This window comes from Nocardioides sp. S5, from assembly GCF_017310035.1.
GTDB lineage: Bacteria > Actinomycetota > Actinomycetes > Propionibacteriales > Nocardioidaceae > Nocardioides.
Window position 1 is genome coordinate 3,642,028 of sequence record NZ_CP022296.1, and the last position, 23,871, is coordinate 3,665,898.

Genomic DNA, 23,871 nt, shown 5'->3' on the forward strand with positions numbered 1-23,871 from the left:
GTCTCCTGGTGATCGTTCATCGCAGGGCCGACTGGCCCAGCAGGGCACGGCCCATCTGGAGGATTTGGATCTGTGAGGTGCCCTCGGGGATCGTCGCTTCGCGAGCGTCGCGGAAGATCCGCTCCACGGGTGATTCCTCCATCAGGCCGGCTCCACCGTGCACCTGCAGTGCCAGCGAGGCGGCCTTGTTCGCGGACTCGCCGCAGTAGTACTTCGCCATCGAGCACTCCTGCCTCGCGGAGTCGCCCGCGTCCAGGGCGCGGGCGGCGTGCATGCCGAGGAGTCGGCTGGTCTGCGTCAGGGTGGCGATCTCGACGACCATCTCCTGCACCAGTTGGAACCCACCCAGGGGTCGACCGAACTGCTGGCGGGTGGTGGCGAACTTGATCGACTCCTCGAGGGCCGCCTGGCTCAGGCCGACCGCGCCCATGGCCATGTTCAGCCTGCCGACGTTGATCGCCTTCATGGCCGTCGACAGTCCCCGGCCCACCTCGCCCAGGACGTTGTGCTCGGGGATGCGCGTGTCGTCAAACACGAGCTCACAGCTGCTCGTGCCCCTGACCGGCATGTGCGGAATGTCGTGGACGGCGTAGTCGGACTCCGTGCCGTCGACGAGGAAGGCAGTGATCCCCTTGGGTCCGGCCTCCGGGTCGACCGTGGCCATGACGATGCCGACATCGGCGTGGAGCGCGTTCGTGATGTAGATTTTGCGGCCCTGCAGCACCCAGGAGTCGCCCTCCTTGCTCGCACGGGTCCGCAGCGACCCGGCGTCGGATCCTGCGTCCGGCTCGGTCATCGCGAACCACGCACGGCGCCGTCCGGAGAGGAGGTCGGGCAGGAAGCGGCTCTTCTGCTCCTCGGTGCCGAACGCGGAGATCAGGTACGGAACGATGGTGAGGATGTTCAGCGTAGTGCGCAGCGACCCCCAGCACCGGCCGGCCTCCTCCATCAAGATGGCGAGCATCGAGTAGCTGAGGTCGTCGCCCCCGTCGTCGGGACTCACCAGGCCACCGACGTAGCCGAACTCATGCAGCGAGGGCAGGATCTCCCAAGGGAACGTCCGGGCCTGCTCGTGCTCGGCGACGAGCGGAGCGACCTTGGCGTCGAGGAAGGAACGGACGGAACGCTGCAGGTCCAGCTCTTCTTCAGTCAGCATGGTCATGTGGGGGTGTCTCCTTGATCGGGATGGGTGGTGTCGATGAGCATGGGGGTGGTGATCACCTGGACCACGGCACCCTCGTGGTTGACGAGCCGACGCTCCACGATCACGACTCCTCGGCAAGGGTCGCTGGTCGGGCGCAGCTCGATGATCTCGGCCTCGACGTGCACGGTGTCGCCGATCCGCAGGGGGTTGACGAAACGGCAGTCGACGCCGAGCAGGGCAACGAGCGACTCCTGCAGGGAGGTCGACAGGGCAGTTCGGGTGAACAGGCCCGAGGCGATCGCGGCACCGAGCAGCCCGTGCGCGATCCGGGTGCCGAACGGCGTCGCAGAGGCTGCCACCTCGTCGGTGTGCAAGGCGTTGAAGTCGCCGGACAGACCGGCGAAGCCGACGACGTCGGCCTCGGTCACCGTACGGCGCGGGGAGGTCGTGGTGGTTCCCACAGCCAGGTCGGTCAACCGGCCACCAGCCTGTTCCATCATGTGTACCGCCCGCCCGACACGTGAATCACGTCGCCGGTGATGAACGAGGCCTCGTCGGAAGCAAGGAAAGCGATGGCAGACGCCACGTCTTGGGGGACCCCGAGCCGGGGCACCGAGTTGTGCTTCCCGGCCAGCTCCACGAGCAGGTCGTGCTTCGGGTGGCGCTGCACCGCAGGAGTGTCGATCAAACCCGGAGCAACGGCGTTCACGGTGATCCCGCGCTTGCCCAGCTCCTTGGCCAAGGCCCGGGTCAGACCGACGACGCCAGCCTTGGCCGCCGCGTAGTTCGCCTGTCCGGGATTGCCCAGGTAGGCCCGAGACGCCACGTTGACGATGCGCCCCTGAGAGCGTTCGATCATGCCCGGAACGACGGCTCGCGAGCACACGAAGGTCCCGAACAGACAGACGTCGACGACTCGACGGAAGTCCTCGTCGGTCATCTTCACCAACGGCGCGTCGATGGGAAAGCCTGCATTGTTCACCAGCACGTCGACGGCTCCGCCGCTCGCACCGATCTCGGCCACGAGTCCGTCCACCTGACGACGGTCGGTGACGTCAGCGACGGCTGGCTCCACTAGGAGGCCGTCAGCGGCCAGCTCATGGGCCGCCGTGGTGACAGCCTCCTCGTCGATGTCGACCAGCACCACCCGGTGGCCGCTGGCCGCCAGCCGCCGGCCGATCTCGCGGCCGAGACCACCCGCACCACCGGTCACCAGTGCCACACGCGAGTTCGTCATCTTGTTCTCCCTGCATCTTGAGTCGTCGTTGTGGGCCGGGCTACGAGGCCGGCATAAGGAAGCCGGACCGACCGCCCGCTCCCGTTCGGCACCCGGTCGAGCCATTGCCGCATGTGTACGTCGTCGCCGACCTCACCGAAGTCCAGGACGGCGTTAACGGGCAGGTCCGCGGCCACGCAGCGTTCCACCCATGTCTCACGGTCCGCCCGGGCGAACTCGTCGGCCAGGTCCGCGTTTAGTCGCTCGGCGTGGTGGCAGCGGCCGCTGTAGCTGGAGTACTCCTCGCGCTCCAGCCAGTCCTCGCGACCCAGCACCCGGCAGAGGCCTCGCCAGAAGCGGTCTTCCATGCAGGCCACGGCCAGCCAGGACCCATCTCGGCATCGGAAGACGTCATAGGCACCCCGGGACATCAGCTCAGCCTTGGACGGTCCGCCCCGCTCGTCGTACTCGGCCATCCTCGGCTCGGACAACTTCAGCGCCGCGGCTGCCAGCGGCACGTCGAACATGGAGCCGACGCCTGTCTGCTGGCGGAGCAGCAGCGCCGCCAGAATGCCCTGCGTCGCGAAGAGGCTGCCCGCGAGGTCCGCGACGGGTACACCTCCACCCGGATACGGTCTCCCGCTCGGCTCGCCGCTCATCGACAGCAGACCACTGGCTGCCAGGTAGTTCAGGTCGTGCCCGGGGCGGTCGCGGTAGGGGCCTTGGCTGCCATAGCCGTTGAGGGAGCACACGATCAGCCGGGGAAAGGTCGCCATTATCGAGTCGGGGGCGAACCTCAGCCGTTGCAGCGTTCCGGGTCGGAAGCCCTCGACGAGGACGTCGCAGTCCCTGAGCAGGTCGAGGAGACGGCCACGACCCTCCTCCGACTTCAGGTCCAGTCGCACGACCCTTTTCCCCCGACCGACGACGCGGTAGGCGCCCGGCATCATGTCCTGCAGGGGGTCACCGCCGGGAGGCTGCACGTGCACGACATCCGCGCCGAGATCCGCGAGCATGGAGGTCGCCCACGGACCGGGGATGAGCAGCGACAGGTCGACGACGCGAACGCCGTCCAAGGGTTGCGCACCGTCGATCGTCGTCATCGCTCGTCCTCGGCCAGGTGCACTGCGACGGGCGCGCGATGGTGCTGCTGCAAGGTGGCCGATGCGATGTCGCAGATCTCGCGGAGTCGGCGCCCCCAACGCTCGGCCGTGGAGTCGTCGGCCAGGGTCCCCGCCATGGTCAGCGCTGCGACGACCAGCAGTGGTCGGCCTTGATGGAGGACTGGCGCCGCCACCGTGCTGACCCCGAGGGCGAAGCCTTCGCGGTCCATGGCCCAGCCTCGGTCGCGGACGTCCTCGATCTCGCCGAGGAACCGCTCGACGTCGGTGATGCTGTGCTCGGTGTACCGCTGGAGGCCTGCGCTGAGGATCTCCCGCACCAGGGCCGGGTCGTCATAGGCCAGGAAGCATCTCCCGAAGGAGCCGCCCTGGATGGCCAGGGTACTGCCCAGGGGCACCGTGACTCGCAGCCGGTGCCGCGGCTCGACCTTGTCCACGATGGTGACCCGTTCGTGGTCCATGCGCCGGTAGATAACGAACGTGGCGTCCATCTCGTCGAGGAGGTCCAGGATGTAGCGCTTGATCACGCCCAGGTAACCGATCTGCTCGGTTGCCGCCGACCCCAGCTCGACGAGCCTGATCCCCAGGTGGATCTTCCGCGTCTCGCCGTCGGACTCGACCAGCCGTGCCTTGGCCATGGTTCGCACCAGGTAGTAGCACGTGGTGCGTGACAGGCCGGTCGCACTCACCAGATCGGCCAGCCCGAGGGGCCCGTGCTGCTGCAGCGCCTCCAAGATCAGCATGCTGCGCTCGATCGCGGGAACCTGGTAGGCCTTCGCGGTCTGGGCGGCCTCTCCGCGGCTCACGATGTGCCTTCGGTCTCGGTGGTACCGAAGCGGGGCGTACGACCGTCGAGGAAGGCCGCGACGCCTTCGTCCACCTCGCCGGTGGAGAAGGCCGCCGCCTGCGCGTAGGACTCCAGCACCATCGAGGCGTCGAGCTCGGCCTGGTCCTCGCGGTTGATGATGTCCTTGATCATCTGCAGCGCTGCTCGGGGCCCGGCGGCCAGCCGGCGGGCCAACTCGACTGCGGCCTCGACGGCCTGTCCGGGAGCGACGACGCGGTTGACCATCCCGGCAGCGCGGGCGTCCTCCGCGCCGATCGGTTCGGGTAGGAAGGCCATCTCCTTGGCTCGCCGAGGTCCCACGGCCTGGGTCCACAGGTGGAGCGACCCGAGGTCCGGCAGCAGGCCCGCCCTGGTGAAGGTCGGGTGGAACTGGACGTCCGCACCCGCCACGACTAAGTCACTGGCCAGGGCGAGGCTGATCCCGGCACCGGCACACGCCCCGTTGACGGCGGCGACCACCGGGCACGGGACGGATCGGATCGCGGTGACGACCTCCTGGAAGGCGCGCATCTGCAGGCGTCGGACGTTGATGTCGGCCTCGGACAACAAGGGGTGCAACTCCTTGAGATCACCGCCCGCGCAGAACGCCCGGCCACGACCGCTCAAGACGACCGCCCGGGAGTCCCGCCCCACGGCGCCCAGGGCGTCCCTGAGTTCGGCCATGACCGTCGAGGACAGGGCGTTCAGCTGTGCCGGCCGGTTCAGCCACACCACCGACACCGCGGGCGCAACCTCCTCGACGATGATGCCGACCTCGGGCGCTAGGTCCGCCGTCATCCGGCATCTCCCTTCGTGAGCAGGGCGGTGGGGATCTCCATCCGGCTCATCAGGGCGGCCATCGACTTGCCGGTCTCGTCGAACCTCAGGGTCTGCGTGGCTCCGCCGCCGAGGGCGTCGTGCAGGACGACCTGCAAGGACTGGATCCTGGGCAGCTCGTACACCTGGATGGGGCCGAGCACGACACCGGCGAAGAACGAGCGCAGCCGCTCGGGAGTGACCCAGGTCCGCAGTGCCTCGTACTCAGCCGCTCCGAAGGCCATGATCCCGACGTTGGAGATGTCGCCCTTGTCGCCGGATCGGGTGTAGGCGAGCTCGTTGAGTGTGGTCATCATGAACTCAAATCTCCTCGAACGTCACGTTGACGGGCACCATGTCGCGTGGCACGAGCGTGGGCCACAGGGCGATGACCTCGCGCGGCTTCACAGGTGGGCCGAACGCCGTACCGACCGGCCCGATCGTGGAGACATGGGTCACCTCGCGGTTCACCATGGCGGCTTCCTCCCGGGTGTCCACACGGGCGGTCACCCGCAACTCGATCTCCTCTGGGTCACGCCGCGGGCGCCGCGCCAGCGGGCCGGCCAAGGCGTCGATGCCGACTCGGTCGAAGCGCAGCTCACGAGGCGTCACCCCGACAATGTCCAGGCGCTTGCGGATGATCTCTTCGCAACGATCAGCCTTTGCCATCGTGTCCGGCCAAGGCAGGAGGACCCGCGCCTCGCCGATCCAGCCGTCGGTGTACCCGATCTGGACCTTAAGCATGTCCGGTCGCTCCCGGCCGCTCATGTCCCACAGGCGCACACGATCCGACCCCGTCTCCTCCAGCCGCGTCGTGGTCAGATCCGCGATGCCGTCGGGCATCCGGTAGTCGGCGGGGTTGTGCGTCTCGTAGAGCAGGTGCTCCTTGATCGTCCACTGGTTGATCAGGCCACCGGTATTCGGCAGCTTGGAGATCTCGGCGGTGCCGTCCTGCCGGAAGTCAGCGATCGGGAAGCCCATGTTCCACGGCTCGGGAACGTTCTTCCACTGCGAGCTCATGCCACCGCAGCAGATCCCGGCGCACTCGATCACATGCGCCACGGTGATCGCCGCCCCGAGCAGGTTCCAATCGGCGTCCTCGAACGACCAGCCGAACTCGTGCATCAGCGGGCCGACGTAGACCGAGCTGTCCGCGAGGCGGCCGCCGATGACGACCTCAGCACCGCCGTCCAAAGCTTCAACAATCCCCTCGGACCCGATGTAGGCGTGTGCAGACACGATCCGGTCCGCGATCTCGTCGATGGACCGTTCCCCGGTCTCCATGTTGGCCAAGGTCACCCCAGCCTGGCGGAACTCCCCGATCCGGGATGTCAGGTCGTCACCGCTGATCGCGGCGACTCTCAGCTGGGTGAGGTCTGCGTCCCTTGCCACGCGCAGGACTGCCTCGGCTGCGGCTGCACAATTCGTGCCGCCGCCGTTGAGGACCATCCTGGTGCCGTTGCCGTGGGTGATGGGCAACAGCGCACGCATCCACGGAACTACGTCGGGGATGTAGCCTGTGTCGGGGTTCCTGCGCTTCGCCCGCTGCAGCAACGACATGGTCAGCTCGGCGAGGAAGTCGAAGCCGAGGTAGTCCAGCTCCCCGCGCTTGGCGAGGTCGATGGCGGGCTCGAGCAAGTCTCCCCAGTAGCCGGATCCTGCTCCCATGCGCACGGTCTTCATGAGTTGACCCTTCCCATGTGGTGGTTGCGGGTGGCGTCGTTGATGGCGTCGAGCTCGCCGAGGTTCGCTGTGAGGCCGCCGTCGACGACGATCACGTGCCCGGTGACGTACCGCGCCGCAGGCGAGACCAGGTAGTCAACGGCCCCTGCCATGTCGTCCACGGTGCCGAAGTCCTTGATCCCCGACTGAGCGATGAAACGTTCGCGGAGGAACTCGTACTGCGAGCCGCCATAGATGCGAGAGGAGTCGGTCTCGAAACCACCCGGCCGCACGCCGTTGACCGTGATGCCTCGGGGACCGAGCTCGAGCGCGAAGGCGCGCACCAGGCTCTCCACGGCAGCCTTGGCAGCACCCAGCAGACCGTGGCCGGGCATGTAGTGGCTGCTGTCGACACCGCTGATGGCGACCACCCGTCCTGGTCGTCCCTCCATGAGCGGCACTGCCTGCTGGACGCAGCGGACGAAGCCGTTGACGCTCAGCCGGAGAGTTCGTTGCACGTTGGTGTCGTTGAGCTCCAGCAGGGGCTTGAACGCCGTTGCCGCCGCGTTGTTGACCAGGACGTCGAGCCGGCCGAACTGGGCCTGCACGCCCGCGAACATCGCGTCGATCTCATCGGTGCTCTCAAGGTCGGCCTGGATCGCGATGGCGCGAGCGCCCAGCTGCTCCAGGCTGTGCACGGACTCCTGGGCCAAGTCGGCGTTGCGCCGGTAGTTCACCACGATGTCGTGCCCCGACCGCGCGAGGTGCTCGGCGATCGCTCGGCCCAGTCCTCTCGATGAGCCGGTAATCAGAGCGACCTTTCGACCGTCCTGGCCGGTCACGTCTGGTTGGGGCATGTCTTCCTCCTGGGAGTTCTCATCAGTCTTGATCCCGCGAGTGCGGGTGGTCATTCTGGTGTCGCGTCGGCGTCGTCGGCGAGCACGACCAAGACCGCGCCCGCCTCCACCTGGTCGCCGCTGACGACCAGCACCTCGGCGACGGTCCCGTCAGTGGGGCTGGTCACGGTGTGCTCCATCTTCATGGCCTCGAGCACGACCAGACGGTCTCCGGTCGAGACGACGCAGCCCTGGCTGACCAGCACGTCGAGGACCACGCCGGGCATCGGTGCCGTCGCGGACCCGGCATGCCCCCCAGCATCGGGTGCCGGGAAGCGCGAGAGCTCGCCGAGCGTGGTCATGCCGTCCGCGTCGTGGACGTGGACCACGTCGTCCACCGCAAGCACCGTGTAGGTCCGCCGGATCCCCGCGACCTCCAGGTCGACGACGTCAGCTGACAGGTGGAGGGCGACCGCGTCGACCCGTTCACCGTCAACCTCGGCCGTCACCTCGCGACCGGCGACGGAGAACCCGATGTTCACGGTGGTGTCCTGCACGGCGTACTGCACGCGCTCGAGAGCGCGGTCATGGGAGCGCATAGGGGGGTTGTTGCGCCATCCCGCCGGCACCGCAGGCAGCACCGAGTGCTCCTCGGGGGCGCACGCGTAACCGCTGAGGGCCGCCACGAGGGCGTGCAGCCGCAGCCGCTCGTCCACCGCTCGAGCGGCCAGCAGATCGGGGTGGTCGTCGAGGAAGGAGGTCGGCGTCGTGCCAGCCAGGAACCGGGGGTGCTCCAGCACGTCGACCAGCAGCTGCCGGTTGGTCACCACGCCGTCGACGTGCATCAGCCGTAGGGACTTGGCCAGCACGCCGGCTGCCGTCGTGCGGTCAACCGCGTGCGCGATGACCTTCGCCAACATCGAGTCGTAGTACGTGCTGACCACGGACCCGGCTCGGACGCCAGCATCGACGCGGAGGCCCGGCGTCGACTCGAAGGAGAAGTCGTGGATCCGGCCTGCCGTCGGCAGGAAACCGTTGGCGGGGTCCTCGGCGTACAGGCGGACTTCGATGGCGTGCCCGCTCATCGTCGGGGACAGCGCCTCCTCCGGCAGAGGGAGGCCCTGAGCCACCTCCAGTTGAAGGCGCACGAGATCGAGACCGGTGACGGCCTCGGTCACCGGGTGCTCGACCTGCAGCCTGGTGTTCATCTCCAAGAAGTAGAAGGACCCGTCCTCGGCCAGCACGAACTCCACGGTGCCGGCGCCCCGGTAGTCCGCGGCCCGGGCCGTGGTGACGGCGGCCTCGCTCAGTTGCTTGCGCAAGGTGTCGTTCACAGCTGGAGAGGGACACTCCTCGACAATTTTCTGGTGTCGACGCTGGATCGAGCACTCCCGCTCAAACAGCGCCACCACCTGGTCGTGGTCGTCGGCGAAGACCTGGATCTCGATATGCCGCGGCGCTTCCAGGTAGCGCTCTAGGAAAACCGTCTCGTCACCGAAGGCGGACTGAGCCTCGCGGCGGGCCGCCGCGACCGCATCCGAGGTCTGCTCGAGGTCGCGCACGATGCGCATGCCTCGACCACCACCGCCAGCGGAGGCCTTGACCAAGAGCGGGAAGCCAATGTCTGTGGCAGCCTTGCGAAGCTCCCCCGCGGCGAGGTGGGTGACCTCAATCGCGGGCAGGACGGGTACGCCCAACTCCTGCATCCGGGTCTTGCTCCTGAGCTTGTCACCCATCAGCTCCATCGCCTCGGGCGGGGGACCGATGAACACCAGGCCCGCGTCGAGCGTGGCCCGCGCGAAGTCGGCGTTCTCGGAGAGGAAGCCGTATCCCGGGTGGATCGCCTCTGCCCCCGTGCGCCGAGCCGCCTCGATGATCAGGTCGGCGCGCAGGTAGGTGTCGGTGGCCGTGACACCCGGCAGCCGCACCGCTAGGTCGGCTTCGGTGACGAAAGGTTCATCCTCGTCGGCATCGGAGAAGACCGCCACCGTGCGCAGGCCTGCCTCGCGGCAGGAGCGCATCACCCGTCGGGCGATCTCGCCCCGGTTGGCGACGAGTACGGACCTGAACTTTTGCGTCATCATCTGCCTTACATCCTGAAGACACCGAAGCCGCGGGTGCCCTTGATCTGGTTGGAATGGGCGGCGGAGAGCGCGATCCCCAGCACCGTCCGGGTGTCCCGTGGGTCGATCACGCCGTCGTCGTAGACACGCCCGCTCATGAAGAAGCTGTCGGATTCGCGCTCGATCTGCTGCTCCACCGAGGCCCGCCGCTCCGCATCCGCCGCCTCGTCGAACTCCCGACCGGATGCGGCCGCGGCTTGCTGGGCGACGATGGACAGGACGCCGGCAAGCTGTTGAGGTCCCATCACCGCGGTCTTGGAGTTCGGCCAGGAGAACACGAAGCGGGGCTCGTAGGCCCGTCCGGACATGGCGTAGTTGCCGGCCCCGTAGGAAGCGCCCATCAGTAGCGTGATGTGCGGGACGCTGCTGTTCGCTACAGCGTTGATCATCTTGGCGCCGTCTTTGATCATCCCAGCCTGTTCATAGACCTTACCGACGATGAAGCCGGTCGTGTTCTGCAAGAACAGCAGCGGCACGTCGACCTGGTTGGCGAGGAGGATGAATTCCGCAGCCTTCTCGGCCTCCTCCGGGAAGATGACGCCGTTGGCGTTGGCCAAGATACCCACGGGGTAGCCGTGCAGGTGCCCCCAGCCCGTGACGAGGCTAGTGCCGTAGGTCGGCTTGTACTCGTCGAAGCGGGAGTCGTCGAGGACGTGGGCGAGCACGTCGTGGGGTCGGAACGGGACCCGGAGGTCGCTCGAGACGACACCCAGAAGATCCTCCGGGTCGCACCGAGGCGGACGTGCCGGCTGCGTGGGGCCCGGACCTAACTTGCGCCAGTTGATGTCGGCCATCACCTGCCGCCCCAGACGGATCGCGTCGCGTTCGTCGACGGCGAGATAGTCCGAGAGGCCCGAGGTCCGGGAGTGCATCTCCGCGCCGCCCAACTCCTCGTCCGTCGACACCTCACCGGTCGCCATCCGCACCAGCGGCGGGCCGCCCAGGAACACCTTGGCCCGCTCCTTGACCATGATCGAGTAGTCGCACATGCCCGGGACATACGCGCCACCGGCGGTGGAGTTGCCGAAGACGATGGCTACGGTCGGGACACCGGCAGCCGACAGGCGCGTCAGGTCGCGGAAGAGTGCTCCACCCGGCACGAAGGCCTCGACCTGGGTGGGCAGGTCGGCGCCGCCGGACTCCACCAGATTGATCACCGGCAGCCGGTTGTGCCGGGCGATCTCGAGGGCACGGATGATCTTCTTCCACGTGAACGGGTTCGATGCCCCGCCACGCACGGTCGGGTCGTTCCCGACGATCACGCACTCAACGCCCGAGACGACCCCAATCCCGGTGACGACGCTGGCGCCGACGGTGAACTCGCTCCCCCAGCCCGCCAGTGCGGAGAGCTCGAGGAACGGCGAGCCACGGTCCAGAAGGAGATCGAGTCGCTCCCGCACCGGCATCTTGTCGCGGGAACGGTGTCGTTCGACATACTTGTCGCCACCGCCGGCACGCGCTGCGGCCAATTGCTCATCCAGCAGTGCGATCCGTTGCAGCAGGCTGGACCTGTTCCGCGCGAACGCCTCGGAACTCTTGTCCACCTGAGGGGTAAGCATTGGCATCAGCTATCCCAACTTTCGGGTGTCGTAGCGGTCGCGCAACGACCGCTTGAGGATCTTTCCGCTCGGACCCTTGGGAAGCTCCTCGACGATCTCCAGCGCCTCGGGGATCTTGTACCGGGCGACTCCCTGGTCACGCATGAACTGCTGGAGTTCCTCCAAGGACAGCGTGGCGCCGGTCTTCAGCGAGGCCACCGCGCACACCTCTTGACCGCGCTCCGGGTGGGAGAGCCCGATGACCGAGACCTCGTAGACGCTGGGGTGCCGCTGGATGATCAGCTCCACCTCTGCCGGGCTAATGTTCTGCCCGCCGCGGATGATCATGTCCTTGAGCCGTCCGACGTACCGCAGGCTCCGGTCGGCGCCGATGGTCACGAGGTCGCCGGTGCAAAAGAGCCCGTCGGTGGTGAAGGACCGTTCGTTGATCACGTCGGCGTCCAAGTAACCGGCGAACACTGACGGTCCGCGGACCGCCAACTCGCCCGGCTGACCCGGGGCCGCGTCCTTACCGGTCTCTGGGTCGAGCGCCCGGAACTGGGTCATCGGTAGGAACTCCTCGAGCTGGTCGACCCTGAACAGGTCCTTGCGCTCCTCCAGGGGCTGACCGGGCAGGGTGAAGAAGAACCATCCCTCGGTGGCTCCGAACTCGTTGATAACCGTGATGCCGCGTTCGTCCAGCATCTCGATGATCGTGTGCGGGGGGGCCTCACCGCCACAGCCGACCACGTTGAGGGAAGAGATGTCGTACTTCTCGTCGAGCTCGGGGTGACTCAGCATCGCGAAGTAGATCGCGGGGACGGCGATTATGTAATTGACTCGCTCGGCCGTGATCTGCTGCAGGAAGACGTCAACGTCGAAAGGCTCGTGGGTGACGAACTTGCCGCCCGCCATGATCCACGGGTACATCTCGACACCCAGACCGCCCATGTTGGCGTAGGGGAAGGGACCGGAGAAGACCGAGTCGGCCCCGTGTCCCGAGGCACGCAGAATCGCACGAACCGTGACCATCCAGGAGTTGGGCGTACGGGGCACGACCTTCGGCTTGCTCTCCGTCCCGGTCGTCAGACAAAGTGTGAGCGCCTCATCGGCCGACACCTCAAGCGCGTCCAGCACCGCTGTGTCGCTCGGGTTCCCGTGGAGCATGGGCTCGAGCGCGAAGTCGGCCTCGGCCCGATCCTCGGCGCCGAGGGCGACGACGGTTTTCAGCAACGAGCCCTCGGCGTCTTTGGCGCCGTGGACCATGGCGAGGAAGTCCTCGCCCCTGAACTCACCCATGCAGATGGCCGCAGTGGCCTTCGTCTTGGTGATGGCATAGGTGATCTCCGAGGAACGCTGCCGCATCGGCGCAAAGGTGCCCACGGCGCCGATTCGGTCCAGGGCGAGGTGGGCGAGCACGAACTCCACGCTGTTGGGCAGTTGGACGAAGACCACGTCACCCTGCTCCACGCCCGCGTCGAGAAGGCCCAGCGCGAGCGCGTCTACGTGGCGCTTGACCTCAGCCCACGACAGTCGCATCGGCGCACGGCCCATGAGTTGCTGCTTGTCCGGTTGGTCGACGATCGCTTCCCGGTCGCCACGGTTCGCGGCGTGCTCCGCGACGTAGGAACTCCAGGTGCGGTCCTGCCACACCCCTGCCTCGTGGTACCGCGCGGTCAGCGCATCTGCGTACGGCCTCATCTGGGCTCCCCTTTCGGACTGTCTCAGTAGCTGCGTGGCAGCCCAAGCGAATGCTGGGCGATGAAGTTGAGCACCATCTCGCGAGAGACGGGCGCGATCTTGAGAACACGAGCGAAGCCCCATGCATCAGCAAGCCCGTACTCGGTCGCCATGCCGTTGCCGCCGTGGGTCTGGATGGCCCGATCCAGTGCCTCGATCGCAGCGTCGGCGGCCGCGAACTTGGCAATGTTCGACGCCTCACCGGCGGGGTGCTGGTGGTCGTAGAGCCAGGCCGCCTGGCGGGTCATCAGTCGGGCCAGCTCAACGTGCATGTGAGCCTCAGCCAGCGGGTGGCTGATGCCCTGGTGGGCGCCAATCGGGGTGCCACCCCAGACCGAACGCTCGCGGGCGTAGCGCGCGCCCCGCTCAAGAGCGAACCGCCCGATACCGTTGGATGTGGCGGCGCTCATGATCCGTTCGGGGTTGAGACCGAAGAAGATCTGGCGCAGGCCGTTGTCCACCTCGCCCAGCAGGGCGTCCTCGCCGAGGCGGAGGTCGTCGAAGTACAAGGTGAACTGCTTCTCGGGGGCCACCACCTCGACAGGGATGACCGTCATGCTCAGCCCCGGGCTGTCCGTGGGGACGATGAACAGCGAGAGCCTCGCGCGGCCGCTGGAGTCGTCCATCGAGGTCCTCACCACCACGAGCACCGCATCAGCCTCGTCGACCCCCGAGCAGTAGTACTTCTTCCCGTTCAGCACCCACTCGTCCCCGTCGCGCCGGGCGGCGGTGGAGATCAGATGGCTGTTCGACCCGGCGTCGGGCTCGGTGATCGCAAAGGCCATTTTGATGTCGCCGGTGGCCAAGCCCGGCAGCCAGCGCTCCTTCTGGTCGGCCGAACCGAATCGAGCGATCACCGATCCGCAGATAGCCGGCGACACGATCATCATCAACAGCGGCGACCCCAGGGCCGCCAGCTCCTCGGCCACGATCGCGAGCTCCTCGATGCCCATCCCGCCGCCGCCGTACTCCTCGGGCAGGTTGACACCGATAAAGCCGGCTTCGCCGATCGCCTTCCACAACTCGTCAACCTTCCGCCCGTTGCGGGCGCGATCGACGTACCACGCGTGATCGTAGGGCCCGGCAATGGCCCTGACTGACTCACGGATCGAGTTCTGCTCGTCCGATTCCAGTAGCGACACGACGTACCCCTTACCTGAAAGTTAGTGAGCTGAGGTGAATCACCTTAGGGCCTATTCAACATACTGGCAAGTCGTTCAACATATTGAGCAGTATCGCTCCGAGGGCACGGTGGTCGGCCTCCATCAAGACCCGCCGGCGTCGCCCTTCGAGCCTTAAGCCCGGATCCACCGATCGGCATGGCCGGGATGAGGTGATGGTGGTCGGTTCCGGGTGAGGGCGCCGGGGCGCGATGATCTGCCGGACCTCACTGTCCGGGGTGTTCCACGTTGTTCCTCGTCGCGCAGCTGTGGCTGCTGGTTGGTCAGGCCGCGAGGGCGGGTGGCGGGTCGCTGACTCGGTCAAACAAGGCAGTCCAGGCGGTCTCCCAGGGCCAGGCTTGTGGCAGATGCAGAGTGACCCGTCGTGCTGAGGTCGCGACCCGTGCTGGCACGGTGATCAGCTTGCGACGGATCGTGGCGGTGGTGGCCTTCGCGATCTGCGGGTCGGTGAGGCTGGCGGCGGCTCGGGTGAGGTTGAACGCCATCACGGCGAGCACCAACCAGGCCGCGTTGGCAGTGAACACCCCGGACGGCAGGTGCGCCAACGCTGCGTGTTTGAGGTCAGCGTGGACCTGCTCGATGACCGCGTGATGGCGGTGGATCGCATCGGCGGCGACGGTGTCGAGCACGTCGGCGTCGGTGGTGGTGAAGAACGCATGGAACCGCCAGGTGTCAAACAGGGTGTCTTGGCCGGCTGCCTTGTTCTTCTCGGCGTTGAAGTCCGGGATCCGCCGGACCACCAGCCGGCCCGGCACGTGGTCGGTCTTCTTCTGGGCGGCAAACGCGGTGAAACCGATCTCGGCGACCTCGGCCCGTGAGACCCACCGGCCACTGGCTTCGTCGAAGACGGCATCGGTGTACTCGATGGTGGTCCACGCATCGTCGTCGATGGTGGCGATGGCGGCCTTGACCCGCTTGTCCATCCGCACGGTCACCGACACCGCGGCCCCACCCTTGAGGGCGGCGTGAACTGGTCCGCGGCCGTAGAACGCCGAATCCATCCGCACTAGGACCGGGTGGGACTTGTCGAGCAGTCGTCGGGCGGTCCGCACCGCATCGCCGACCAGTCGCTTCGCACCGCGTGGTGACCCAGTCGAGCCCTTGCGGAGCCGTTGGGCCACGATCACCGGGACGGCGCCGGCGATGGTGAGGGTGGCGAGCAGGGCGTTGAGGCCACGGACACCTGAGTAGCCGAACCCGGCGCCCTGCTTGGCGTGGCCATGGACCTCGATGATCGTGTCGTCGACATCGAGCAACGCGTAGTCAGCACTCGCGTCTGCATCCGGGCTCACCTCGGCTGACGGACGCAACAGCTCGGTGAGTCCTGCCAGCGCGATGAGGAACCTCGACGCGATCGCGTCGAGCTGACGCACGTGCCCGAAGGTGAACGCCCGCAGGAAGGAACCCAACGTCGAAGGCGCGTAGGCGCGGGCGAATACCCTCCCCATGCCGCCGTGACGCAACAGCGCCATGTCATCGATCGAATCGGCACCAGCGACCATCCCACCGACCAGCGAGGCGACCTTCAACCCGGCGTTCGCGCCCTTGTCGCCCGGCACCGTCAAGTGCTGATCCGCCAGATCACGCAGCCCAGCGGACTCGGCCAACGCGAGCACCGGAACCAGACCACCGGCCGACACGAGATTCGGATCATCGAAGACCGCCGACGTCGCCCGCGACGTGTGAGAGAGTTTCACCTCAGAGATGTCCCTTGTGTTCGGTCGAATCGTTGCCTCAAGAACTCCGATTCTCCCGCTACACAAGGGCATTCTCGTTTACGGCGCGCTCACCAGACCAAGTTCATCGGTGGATCCGGGCTTAACGACCGCATGCTTGGGCTGAAACCCCCGCTGGAGTTCCGCCTCACGATGCAAGAGGTACCGGACGAGGATGGTGCCACCGAAGCTGAACGTACGCCTGGAGAGGATGGAACGACGAACTTGTCCCTGGTTACTACCGGTGTCCGAATGTTCGCCGGCGGCAAGGAGATGGTCGACGAGAGCGAGACGGCGCTTATCTGGTTCCTCATCCAGCACGCGCGTTGGCCCTGCGAGGAGAAGATGCAGGACGTCGGCGACGGCGTGTGGGAGATGGTGTTCACAATGACGCCCGACGAGAGCCACGACGCGCAGGACTTTGACATCATCGGCGGCCTAAGCGAGCTGTACACCCGGATGTTCTACTCCGGCACCACATCCCTAGAAGACGAGACGACCAAGCTCAGCATCGACGTCGAACCCGGCACCCTTCCGCGACTCGTGCCGACCGACCTCCAGTCGGACCGGCTTCCGCTCTGGCACCTCCGCATCAACCCGGCCGCTCCAGCTGCCGTCGAGGCCGCCGGAGACGGGTAGCGGTTCGGCGAGTCGTGCTCACGGAACCTAAGTCGACGTGCGGACCTTCGGCCACGGAACGACGCGCCCGAACTAGAAGCTCAGCCCGAGCATGCTTTCTCCCCTTCTCGCTTCTCGCTTAAGTCGCAAGGCGCCGGCTCGCAGATCCAAGGTCAAAATTTCTGGCTTGATCTGCAGATTCCTGCGGGGAACTGATTCCGTCAGACTGTGCAGGTATAGAAGCATTCGGGCGCCCGCCCAAGACCTGGAGACACGAACGATGAGCACCACAACCCTAACCATCACGTCGGCCGAAGAGCCACGCCTGCGCCAGGTCATGAAGGACATCCAGAAGGACGTCGCCGCGTACTACGCCGAAACCGCCCGAGGCGGTGACCTCGGCGTGCACGCCCGCAACTGGCTCAGCCGGGTCCAGAACCTCAACGACCTACTCACCGAACGGCTCGGCGACAAGGCCACCTATCTGGCGCTGTTCAAGCCCACGCCGACACCCGGAGCCGAGCTCATCAACGCGGTCAAGTACGCCCGCAACGTGGACCAACACCTGATGTTCGAGGTCTCACCGAGCGAGGACGTCCTTATCGGTGGCGCCCACGGCATGCGGACCTACGGCTGCTGGCGCCCCATCCCTGCCGCCACCCACACTGAGCTGCGTCCGGGAACGCAGGCTCTTCTGCCCGCGTACCAGGCGAACATGGAGGGCAAGGAGCTGACGGGCACGATGCTTGCCGTACTCCGTTTCTTCGCCGACATCGCGCCGCAGGTCGTGCACCGCGACCACCGCGGTGAGTGGACCGGCTTCCCACTCAAGAGCCAGCCCGCGGTCGGTGATCCCTTGCATCCCGAGGAGCCTGTCGGCGACATCGCGGCCGCGAACGTCTGGCTCAATGGGCGCCGCCCAAACGGGGACCTACGAGTCGTCATTGGCCAGTTCACAATGGAGGAGACGCCCTACCTTGTCGGGTTCACTTTCGCCGACCAACTTTCTTTCTCCCCGTTCGTCGAAACACCTGAGCAGGTCACCTACGACATGGCCACAGGGTTCGCCTACCTCCGGGGCGACGTAGCCGCCAACGTGGAGAACGTCACCGACAAGTTCCCCATGCCCCCAGACGGTGCCGTACTGCGCAGCCCCAAGGACGTGGCGACCTGGGCAACCCCACTCACCCAGACCAGCTATGGAACGGACTGGATGACCGGCTTTGACCCCGACAGTTGGCGGCACATCGTCTCTGTCGAGCACCCGGGTTGGCTCCCGGACTATGTTGCGTACGAGCAACGCCGGGCGTTCCGGCTGTACGCCCAGGTGCCGCCGCGCTAGCCCGTGCCCGGACCAGCAACCGCGTGGCAGCGGTTGGTTGAGGTGAGTTCAACGAGTCTGCTGTGCTGCATGAACCGGTGACTTCGGTTTGACCAATCCGTGCAGCAGCTCCATGCATCATCTCGGTGGGGACCATCCCGGCCGCGCACACCGCTGCCCGCCGACTGTTGTGGCCATCAGGCGGGAATACAATCCTTGACTCATGCGAACGCCTCATGCATAGCGTTCGCATACGAACAGAACCGATCCGTGTCGTCCGGCTTCGGGCACGCCCTCGCCGATCACGCCAAGCGGATCCGCAGTCGACGGGCCCGTTCCTCGAACGCGTGCTGGCCACCTTCGAGGATCTCGCAAACTTCGTTCCGAACTGTCGGATTCTCGAGTCCGCCAGTGGTGTAGGTAATCTCCGGTAGCGCTCCGGGTCTGTGGGCGCTGGCGTCGGCAACAATCACCTGATCGGCATCCGTGTTGACCACTAGGTTCGCGTTGTGGGTCACGATGATGATCTGCCGACGACGTCTGGTCTCAACAAACCGTCCGACGAGCTCGTCGAAGATCGACTTCGGATCCAAGTTCTCTTCGGGCTGGTCGACGATCAGGGGACGGTCGTCCGCCTGGTCGACAGCAAGGTAGAGCAGCAGTAAGACGATGCCTCGCGTGCCCGGTGATAGCTGCTCGATCTCCACGCCGTCGTACTGAACGCCGTACTTGATCGAGATGTGCGCGGTGTCGTTGAGCCACGACGCAATCCCGTCCGCCCACTTACGGAAGGCCTGCTTGTCCGCTCGCGGTGCCTTGGCTTGCTGGATGAAGTGCTGGTCGTGCTCGTCCCTGAAACGCGCCATCGCCTCGGCTACCTCGGCACTGGCGCCAGACTCCCATGCAGGCAACAGCTTCTCACGCACCTCGTTGAGCAGCTCACCGTGACCGCGGAACTCGCCCGTGCGCAGGTCTAGCAAGGCTTCGCCCTGTTTCGCCCAGGCCTCGATGTCGACCACTCGCTTGACGCTGAACGTGAGCTTGCCGAGCGTCCCCGACTCTTCACCGAGCATCTGCCTGAGAGGCGAATACATCGCCTCAAGCTGCTCCTGTTCCTGGGAAAAGCCGTCGAAGAGTGACGCGTAGGCGTGCTTGCGCTTGAGCATCAGTGCCTTCACCCGATCGGAAGCGCCTTCCGCCTGCTTGATACTCGCGTTGAGGGAGACGAGGGCCGCCTCCGTCTTGGCGATCTTGTCGTTGAGCGTTTGCAGCTGTCTCTGCTTGTTGGCGTCCAGCCCGATCAGCTCACTGAGTCGCCACGCCTCGGCGCGGAGAACATTCAGGGTCCCGGTCGCTAGCTGTAGTTCCCCAGCAGGTTGTGAATGCGTTGTGCGGGGGTGAGGCCGTCGATGCCGGTGTGGGGACGGTGATGATTGTAGTGATGGATCCAGTCGGCGTAGGTCGCTGCGCGCGCGGTGTCTGAGGTGTAGGCCTGGGCGTAGGCCCACTCGGCGGCCAGGGTGCGGTTGAACCGTTCGACTTTGCCGTTGGTCTGGGGCCGGTAAGGCCTGGTGCGGCGGTGCTTCACTCCGTCGCCGAGGGCGGCTTTGAAGGCGTGTGAGCGGTAGCAGGCGCCGTTGTCGGTCATGACCACGGTGACCTCGAACCCTGCCTCGGCGAAGAAGGCTCGAGCGCGTTCCCAAAATCCTGCGGCGGTCTCCTTTCGCTCGTCGGCCAGCTGTTCGGAGTAGGCGAGGCGGGAGTAGGAATCGACGGCGTGATGCAGGAACGTGTAGCCGCGCGAGCTTGGCGCGCCGGCTCGGGCGGCTTGCTTGCGCGCCAACGCCGCTTGACGTGCCTGAGGCGAGCCGAGACCGAAAGCGCGCCAACCACCACCGTCGGGGATCCGGCCGAGCTTCTTGATGTCGACGTGCACCAGCTCACCCGGCGCGGACGCTTCGTAGCGGACCGTCTCGGGCTGGCGGACCGGCAGGCCGGTGGCCCGATCGACGTGCGCCAGCAGCGGCATCCGGTATCGGGCCAGGACCCGCCCGACCGTGGAACGCGGAACCTTCAACCGGTAGCTGATCCGGTGCGGTCCCCACTGCCGGCAGAACCGCAGCTTGATGATCCGCCGCTCCAGATGTGCGGAGCATCTCGTGGGCGAGTAGTGCGGCCGCGACGACCTGTCCATCATCGGTTCGCCAGCGCGGTAGCGGTGGGCCCACTTCGAAGCCGTCGCCGACGAGACCTGGAACCGTTCAGCAGCCCGAGCGACCGGCCACCTGTCGTGGACGATCAGGCGGGCAAGACGTTCACGACCGACAGGAGTCAGCGGGGCATTAGCGTGAGTCACGAGGACCTCCGGGTGAAGGTTGGTGTGGTAACCCCTTTGATACCGGAGGTCCTCACCTCACGTCACACGTTCACAACCTGCTGGGGAACTACAGCTAGCTCGACATCGTCGGCGACATACGGTGGCAGTTCGTGGGCTGGTTTGGTGGGCTTGGGAACCCCGGGGCCGACCAGTTCACCGGTTGCCTTATGTACCGCAGTCAGGCGCTGCTCAACGATCGACGCAGGATCGCCGGTGAAGCGAAGGTCGAAGTTCTGCCATTCGGTTGTGGTAAGACCCGCACTTGCATAGTCACGTTCCAGCTCTACGCGGATCGCGGGTAGCCGCCGATCGGTGACATCCTTGATGGCGTCAGCCAGGTCCGAGAGCGACTTATCGCGTCGCTTGAGGGCATCGACCTCTGCCTGTTTTGCCACGACTGCGCCGTTAACGGCTTCGAGGCGCTGGGCTCGGGCCTCGCCACCGACGACGACCAAACCCCCACGTGCCCGCTTGTCCTCCGCTAGCAAGGCAGTGAGTCGCACCTGCTCCTTCTTGAGACCTGGCAGTTCGTCACCCGCGACGCGTTCGGTCTCGATCTGCTCTGCGAGGTCCTCCATCTCGTTCTGGGCGAACCGCCGAAGGTCGCGTCCGTGACTCGCCCGCAGATCGAGAAGCTCGCGGAAGCTCGATGCCCCGAGCCGGTCCTCGTAGAGATGCGCCTCGAAGATGACCCGCTCGATTTCGGCCAGCAGCTCATCGGTGATTCCTTCGGACGAGCAGAGGCGTTCAACGAACTGCTGCGATAGATACTGGACACGCGGCACGTCGTGATCGAAGGAGAAGTTGGGCGGAAGCTCGGTGTCAGAGGTCTCGCCGTCAGCCCACGTCAGCTCGACCTTGCTCCCGGCGAGATGACTTCGAGCACGCTGCAAGAAAGTCTGGTCGGACTCGTTGGTGCTCGCGGCTCCGGCGCCGGCAGCGATGAGATCTGCCAGCGCGGTCTTGCCGGATCCCCTGGCCCCGATGATCGCGACCAGTCCGGGAGCAAGCTCAATTTCAGGCGTCGCCATCCAGTCCGCATCGGACACGATGATGCGTTCGATGACCCGGTAGTCGAGTGCGCCCTTCTGTGGCTGCTCACCAACGATCGCCCGCTCCTTCGGTTCGAGGCAGGCTTGTCGAAGGCTCTCGAAAGTCGCGTCCCCCTTGATCCACGTGTAGCGATCACCATCCGGTTTCCCCACGCGGTCGAGCTTGTGGGCGTCGCTGCCATGCAGGCACACCTTGCGCCCGTCATACTTCTTGGTGAGCTTGTCGATACTCAACGCACCCTCGCCCAACCAGAAGGTGCGCTGCGCTGGCGAACTCGCGAAGATCACGCGAGCCAGACGCTCGATCTCAACACGAACGGCTTCGAGCGAGCCGCCGTCATCACGAACACCGGAGGTGCCATCGGTACTACCGGCTGCCACCCCGATGATGATGTTCTGTTGTGCCAAGCGCTCTCGCCCAGCGACTGCTTGAGGTTGTCAAGCGATACTTTGAAGAGGTTGGTACCGGCCGCCCGTGCGGCACCATCATCCTTGATCGACGAGTCGTGAGCTTTGCCAAGGCGGATCAAGTCGGCCGGGTCACATACGTACGACTCTCGTCCCGCCGAAAACTTGAGCGTCCGCAGGAATCGTCGTGCCTCTTCGACGTGATTGGGGTCCTCTGGTGAAACGAGCAGGTGGATATTGACGGGGTGGTCGTTCTTCGTGGCAGTCGGTAGACGCAGCTCGATGTTCGGGAAGACAAGGCCCACATCGGGAAGACGGCCCGCCGTCTGGAACTCGCGCACTTTCTCGTACTCGTCAATACTGCAATAGTCCGTAACGCCGAGGGCCTCGATCTTCGGCTCTTCCTGTTCTATGCGTGTGAGGTAGGCGTCCCAAGCATCCTGCCCGAACTGGTTGTTCATGGCGGTACCTGGCGTGTGGATGTGCGGGTCCCATCGACGCCACACGGGCCCTGCCCCCGGATCTTGGACACAGGGTGTGATTACGCAGCGGGTTGCAGCGTAGCGGCGTAGTTGGACTCGTAGGTGGACGGGGACAGGTAGCGGCACCAGGAATGGCGTCGGCGGGTGTTGTAGCGCACGAGCCACTTGAAGACCTGCCGGCGACACGTCGCCTCGTCGCTCCAGCAGGCGGCGTCTTGGAGGATCTCGCGCTTCATCGTGGCGTTGAACGACTCCGCCAACGCGTTGTCGGCCGAGGAGCCGACCGCACCCATCGACTGGGTGACGCCGAGCCTCTTGCAGAGCTTGGCGTAGTCCTTCGAGCAGTAGACCTTGGGTTCAACCAGTCGATGCAACACTGGGTTGTTGAAGCGAGCGTAGTTGCTCATCGAACACCTCGGCAGGTGTCTTCCACCCAAGGATCTTGCGGGGCCGGTTGTTGAGCGCGTGAGCGACGGCCTCGAGGTCCTCGGCGGACCAACGCGACAGGTCCGTGCCTTTGGGGAAGTACTGGCGCAGCAGGCCGTTGGTGTTCTCGTTGCTCGGCCGCTGCCACGGCGAGTGGGGGTCGGCGAAGAACACCTTCGTGCCGGTCTCCAACGCGAACTGCGCGTGACCCGAGAGCTCCTTGCCGCGATCCCAGGTCAGGGTCTTGCGCAGCTGCTCGGGCAGCTTGGTGATCGACGCACTCAGCGCCGCGTTCATCGCGACGGCCCCGTAGCCGCCGAGCGATGGACCGTTCTTCACGTAGGGCTTCTCGCCCCAGCCCTCCATGCGTGGCAGGTGGACCAGGATCGTTGAGCGGCTGCTGCGCTCAACGATCGTCCCGATCGCCGACCGGCCAGTGCCGATGATCAGGTCGCCCTCCCAGTGACCCGGGACGGCGCGGTCTTCGGCTTCAGCGGGGCGCTCGCTGAGAACCACATCGGCCGTGACATGCCCACCGGGCTTGTTCTGCGATCGGGCCCTCGGCTGCCGTAGCGCACGTCCGGTGCGCAGACACGTGACCAGCTCGCGCTTGAGCGCACCACGCCCCTCAATGAACAGCGACTGGTAGATCGCCTCGTGGCTGATGCGCATGGACTCATCATCGGGGAAGTCGACCTTCAACCGCTGTGCGATCTGCTCCGGGCTCCAGGCCAGCGACCAACGCCGGTCGGCACGGTGCGGCTTGTTCAGCCCCTTCCAGGGGGCCGGTGTGGGGCCAGTGACGATCGTGCCGTCGGGCCGGCGAACGTTGCCGGCGAGCCGATCTTGGACGTACTCCCGCAGTTTCGGGTTCTCGAGCAGCTTCGCGGTCTTGGGGCGCTTGGCCGCCTGCTGTGCCTTCCACTGCGCCACGGTGGCCCGGTACTCCTGCTTCCCCCCACGAGTCGCAGCGTTGCGGCGCAACTCGCGTGAGACCGTTCCGGGATCACGCCCGATCGCGCGGGCGATCTCGCGAACGCCCTTGTCCTGGGCGTGCAGGATGGCGATCTCCTCACGTTCCTCGAAGCTCAGATAGCGGCCGGTGGGCTCGGCCAGCGAAATGGGCGGCATGCCGCCAGCGTGGCGAAACCAGCGGGTCCCAACCGGCACTGACACACCGACCGCCAGCGCCGCTTCTGCCGACGTGATGCCCGTGGCGATCAGCCGCCAGAACTGCCGTTGCACCGCTCGGGACGGGTCAGGACGCCC

The 23,871-nt window shown here is 66.1% G+C and carries 20 protein-coding genes and 1 pseudogene; 2 read left to right on the plus strand and 19 right to left on the minus strand.

The genetic code is table 11. The features are described 5' to 3' along the window. Positions 1 to 16 precede the first annotated feature (16 nt). The 14 genes from CFI00_RS18030 to CFI00_RS18095 form a co-directional block, all read right to left on the minus strand. A complete protein-coding gene (locus CFI00_RS18030) occupies positions 17 to 1,162 on the minus strand; it encodes an acyl-CoA dehydrogenase family protein (protein ID WP_207082386.1) in 1,146 nt (381 codons plus the stop codon). Next, the gene (locus CFI00_RS18035) at positions 1,159 to 1,620 is read right to left on the minus strand and encodes a MaoC/PaaZ C-terminal domain-containing protein (RefSeq protein WP_207082387.1); all 462 of its coding nucleotides are present in this window, start codon (positions 1,618 to 1,620) and stop codon (positions 1,159 to 1,161) included. Before CFI00_RS18035 ends, CFI00_RS18030 begins: the two co-directional genes overlap by 4 nt. 20 nt (positions 1,621 to 1,640) lie before the next feature. Further along, positions 1,641 to 2,366: an SDR family NAD(P)-dependent oxidoreductase gene (locus tag CFI00_RS18040; protein WP_207082388.1), complete on the minus strand. Its 726-nt coding sequence runs from the start codon at positions 2,364 to 2,366 to the stop codon at positions 1,641 to 1,643. An 11-nt stretch (positions 2,367 to 2,377) separates the two neighbouring features. Then, positions 2,378 to 3,463, minus strand: a complete 1,086-nt coding sequence (locus tag CFI00_RS18045; RefSeq protein ID WP_207082389.1) for a CoA transferase — start codon at positions 3,461 to 3,463, stop codon at positions 2,378 to 2,380. Then, positions 3,460 to 4,287 carry an IclR family transcriptional regulator gene (locus CFI00_RS18050; RefSeq protein WP_051997243.1) on the minus strand — a complete coding sequence of 276 codons (828 nt, stop codon included), beginning with the start codon at positions 4,285 to 4,287 and terminating at the stop codon, positions 3,460 to 3,462. The genes CFI00_RS18045 and CFI00_RS18050 overlap by 4 nt, the downstream gene beginning before the upstream one ends. After that, positions 4,284 to 5,105, minus strand: a complete 822-nt coding sequence (locus CFI00_RS18055; RefSeq protein WP_207082390.1) for an enoyl-CoA hydratase-related protein — start codon at positions 5,103 to 5,105, stop codon at positions 4,284 to 4,286. Before CFI00_RS18055 ends, CFI00_RS18050 begins: the two co-directional genes overlap by 4 nt. Beyond that, complete coding sequence (locus CFI00_RS18060) at positions 5,102 to 5,440, minus strand: hypothetical protein (RefSeq protein WP_207082391.1); 339 nt, start codon at positions 5,438 to 5,440, stop codon at positions 5,102 to 5,104. The genes CFI00_RS18055 and CFI00_RS18060 overlap by 4 nt, the downstream gene beginning before the upstream one ends. A gap of 4 nt (positions 5,441 to 5,444) precedes the next feature. Beyond that, positions 5,445 to 6,806, minus strand: coding sequence for an acyclic terpene utilization AtuA family protein (locus CFI00_RS18065; RefSeq protein WP_235738380.1), 1,362 nt, complete (start codon positions 6,804 to 6,806; stop codon positions 5,445 to 5,447). Then, entirely contained in the window at positions 6,803 to 7,642 is an 840-nt protein-coding gene (locus tag CFI00_RS18070; RefSeq protein ID WP_157211707.1) for an SDR family oxidoreductase, read from the minus strand. The genes CFI00_RS18065 and CFI00_RS18070 overlap by 4 nt, the downstream gene beginning before the upstream one ends. A 50-nt stretch (positions 7,643 to 7,692) precedes the next feature. Further along, complete coding sequence (locus CFI00_RS18075) at positions 7,693 to 9,705, minus strand: biotin carboxylase N-terminal domain-containing protein (protein ID WP_207082393.1); 2,013 nt, start codon at positions 9,703 to 9,705, stop codon at positions 7,693 to 7,695. A 5-nt stretch (positions 9,706 to 9,710) separates the two neighbouring features. Beyond that, on the minus strand, positions 9,711 to 11,309 hold the full coding sequence (locus CFI00_RS18080; RefSeq protein WP_207082394.1) for a carboxyl transferase domain-containing protein: 1,599 nt from the start codon (positions 11,307 to 11,309) through the stop codon (positions 9,711 to 9,713). A gap of 3 nt (positions 11,310 to 11,312) precedes the next feature. Beyond that, the gene (locus CFI00_RS18085) at positions 11,313 to 12,983 is read right to left on the minus strand and encodes a class I adenylate-forming enzyme family protein (protein ID WP_006901482.1); all 1,671 of its coding nucleotides are present in this window, start codon (positions 12,981 to 12,983) and stop codon (positions 11,313 to 11,315) included. A 23-nt stretch (positions 12,984 to 13,006) separates the two neighbouring features. Further along, positions 13,007 to 14,164, minus strand: coding sequence for an acyl-CoA dehydrogenase family protein (locus tag CFI00_RS18090; RefSeq protein ID WP_006901483.1), 1,158 nt, complete (start codon positions 14,162 to 14,164; stop codon positions 13,007 to 13,009). A gap of 302 nt (positions 14,165 to 14,466) precedes the next feature. Next, positions 14,467 to 15,900, minus strand: coding sequence for an IS1380 family transposase (locus tag CFI00_RS18095; RefSeq protein ID WP_207082367.1), 1,434 nt, complete (start codon positions 15,898 to 15,900; stop codon positions 14,467 to 14,469). Positions 15,901 to 16,032: 132 nt separating this feature from the next. Between CFI00_RS18095 and CFI00_RS18100 the strand changes: the two genes are divergently transcribed. Both CFI00_RS18100 and CFI00_RS18105 read left to right on the plus strand, forming a co-directional pair. Further along, positions 16,033 to 16,557, plus strand: coding sequence for a hypothetical protein (locus CFI00_RS18100; RefSeq protein ID WP_207082395.1), 525 nt, complete (start codon positions 16,033 to 16,035; stop codon positions 16,555 to 16,557). Between the two features lie 259 nt (positions 16,558 to 16,816). Beyond that, positions 16,817 to 17,878 (plus strand): hypothetical protein, encoded by a 1,062-nt coding sequence (locus CFI00_RS18105; protein WP_207082396.1) that lies wholly within the window; start codon positions 16,817 to 16,819, stop codon positions 17,876 to 17,878. Positions 17,879 to 18,159: 281 nt separating this feature from the next. Here CFI00_RS18105 and CFI00_RS18110 read toward each other — a convergent pair whose 3' ends face one another. From CFI00_RS18110 to CFI00_RS18130, 5 genes and pseudogenes are all read right to left on the minus strand, one after another. After that, a complete protein-coding gene (locus CFI00_RS18110; RefSeq protein ID WP_207082397.1) occupies positions 18,160 to 19,035 on the minus strand; it encodes an AAA family ATPase in 876 nt (291 codons plus the stop codon). Between the two features lie 176 nt (positions 19,036 to 19,211). Further along, positions 19,212 to 20,213, minus strand: coding sequence for an IS481 family transposase (locus tag CFI00_RS18115; protein ID WP_207082398.1), 1,002 nt, complete (start codon positions 20,211 to 20,213; stop codon positions 19,212 to 19,214). 62 nt (positions 20,214 to 20,275) lie between these two features. After that, positions 20,276 to 21,694 carry a hypothetical protein gene (locus tag CFI00_RS18120; protein ID WP_207082399.1) on the minus strand — a complete coding sequence of 473 codons (1,419 nt, stop codon included), beginning with the start codon at positions 21,692 to 21,694 and terminating at the stop codon, positions 20,276 to 20,278. Positions 21,695 to 22,235: 541 nt separating this feature from the next. Further along, a pseudogene (locus CFI00_RS18125) lies at positions 22,236 to 22,526 on the minus strand (integrase core domain-containing protein); the annotation flags it as partial. 7 nt (positions 22,527 to 22,533) lie between these two features. Further along, positions 22,534 to 23,733 (minus strand): IS30 family transposase, encoded by a 1,200-nt coding sequence (locus tag CFI00_RS18130; RefSeq protein ID WP_207082267.1) that lies wholly within the window; start codon positions 23,731 to 23,733, stop codon positions 22,534 to 22,536. Positions 23,734 to 23,871: the final 138 nt, after the last annotated feature.

Coding starts and splice junctions, on each gene's coding strand:
- CFI00_RS18055 (WP_207082390.1), bottom strand. CDS start 5,105: ATGACGGCGGACCTAGCGCCCGAGGTCGGCATCATCGTCGAGGAGGTT.
- CFI00_RS18080 (WP_207082394.1), bottom strand. CDS start 11,309: ATGCCAATGCTTACCCCTCAGGTGGACAAGAGTTCCGAGGCGTTCGCG.
- CFI00_RS18045 (WP_207082389.1), bottom strand. CDS start 3,463: ATGACGACGATCGACGGTGCGCAACCCTTGGACGGCGTTCGCGTCGTC.
- CFI00_RS18100 (WP_207082395.1), top strand. CDS start 16,033: ATGCTTGGGCTGAAACCCCCGCTGGAGTTCCGCCTCACGATGCAAGAG.
- CFI00_RS18085 (WP_006901482.1), bottom strand. CDS start 12,983: ATGAGGCCGTACGCAGATGCGCTGACCGCGCGGTACCACGAGGCAGGG.
- CFI00_RS18060 (WP_207082391.1), bottom strand. CDS start 5,440: ATGATGACCACACTCAACGAGCTCGCCTACACCCGATCCGGCGACAAG.
- CFI00_RS18070 (WP_157211707.1), bottom strand. CDS start 7,642: ATGCCCCAACCAGACGTGACCGGCCAGGACGGTCGAAAGGTCGCTCTG.
- CFI00_RS18030 (WP_207082386.1), bottom strand. CDS start 1,162: ATGACCATGCTGACTGAAGAAGAGCTGGACCTGCAGCGTTCCGTCCGT.
- CFI00_RS18105 (WP_207082396.1), top strand. CDS start 16,817: ATGAGCACCACAACCCTAACCATCACGTCGGCCGAAGAGCCACGCCTG.
- CFI00_RS18065 (WP_235738380.1), bottom strand. CDS start 6,806: ATGAAGACCGTGCGCATGGGAGCAGGATCCGGCTACTGGGGAGACTTG.
- CFI00_RS18075 (WP_207082393.1), bottom strand. CDS start 9,705: ATGATGACGCAAAAGTTCAGGTCCGTACTCGTCGCCAACCGGGGCGAG.
- CFI00_RS18130 (WP_207082267.1), bottom strand. CDS start 23,733: ATGCCGCCCATTTCGCTGGCCGAGCCCACCGGCCGCTATCTGAGCTTC.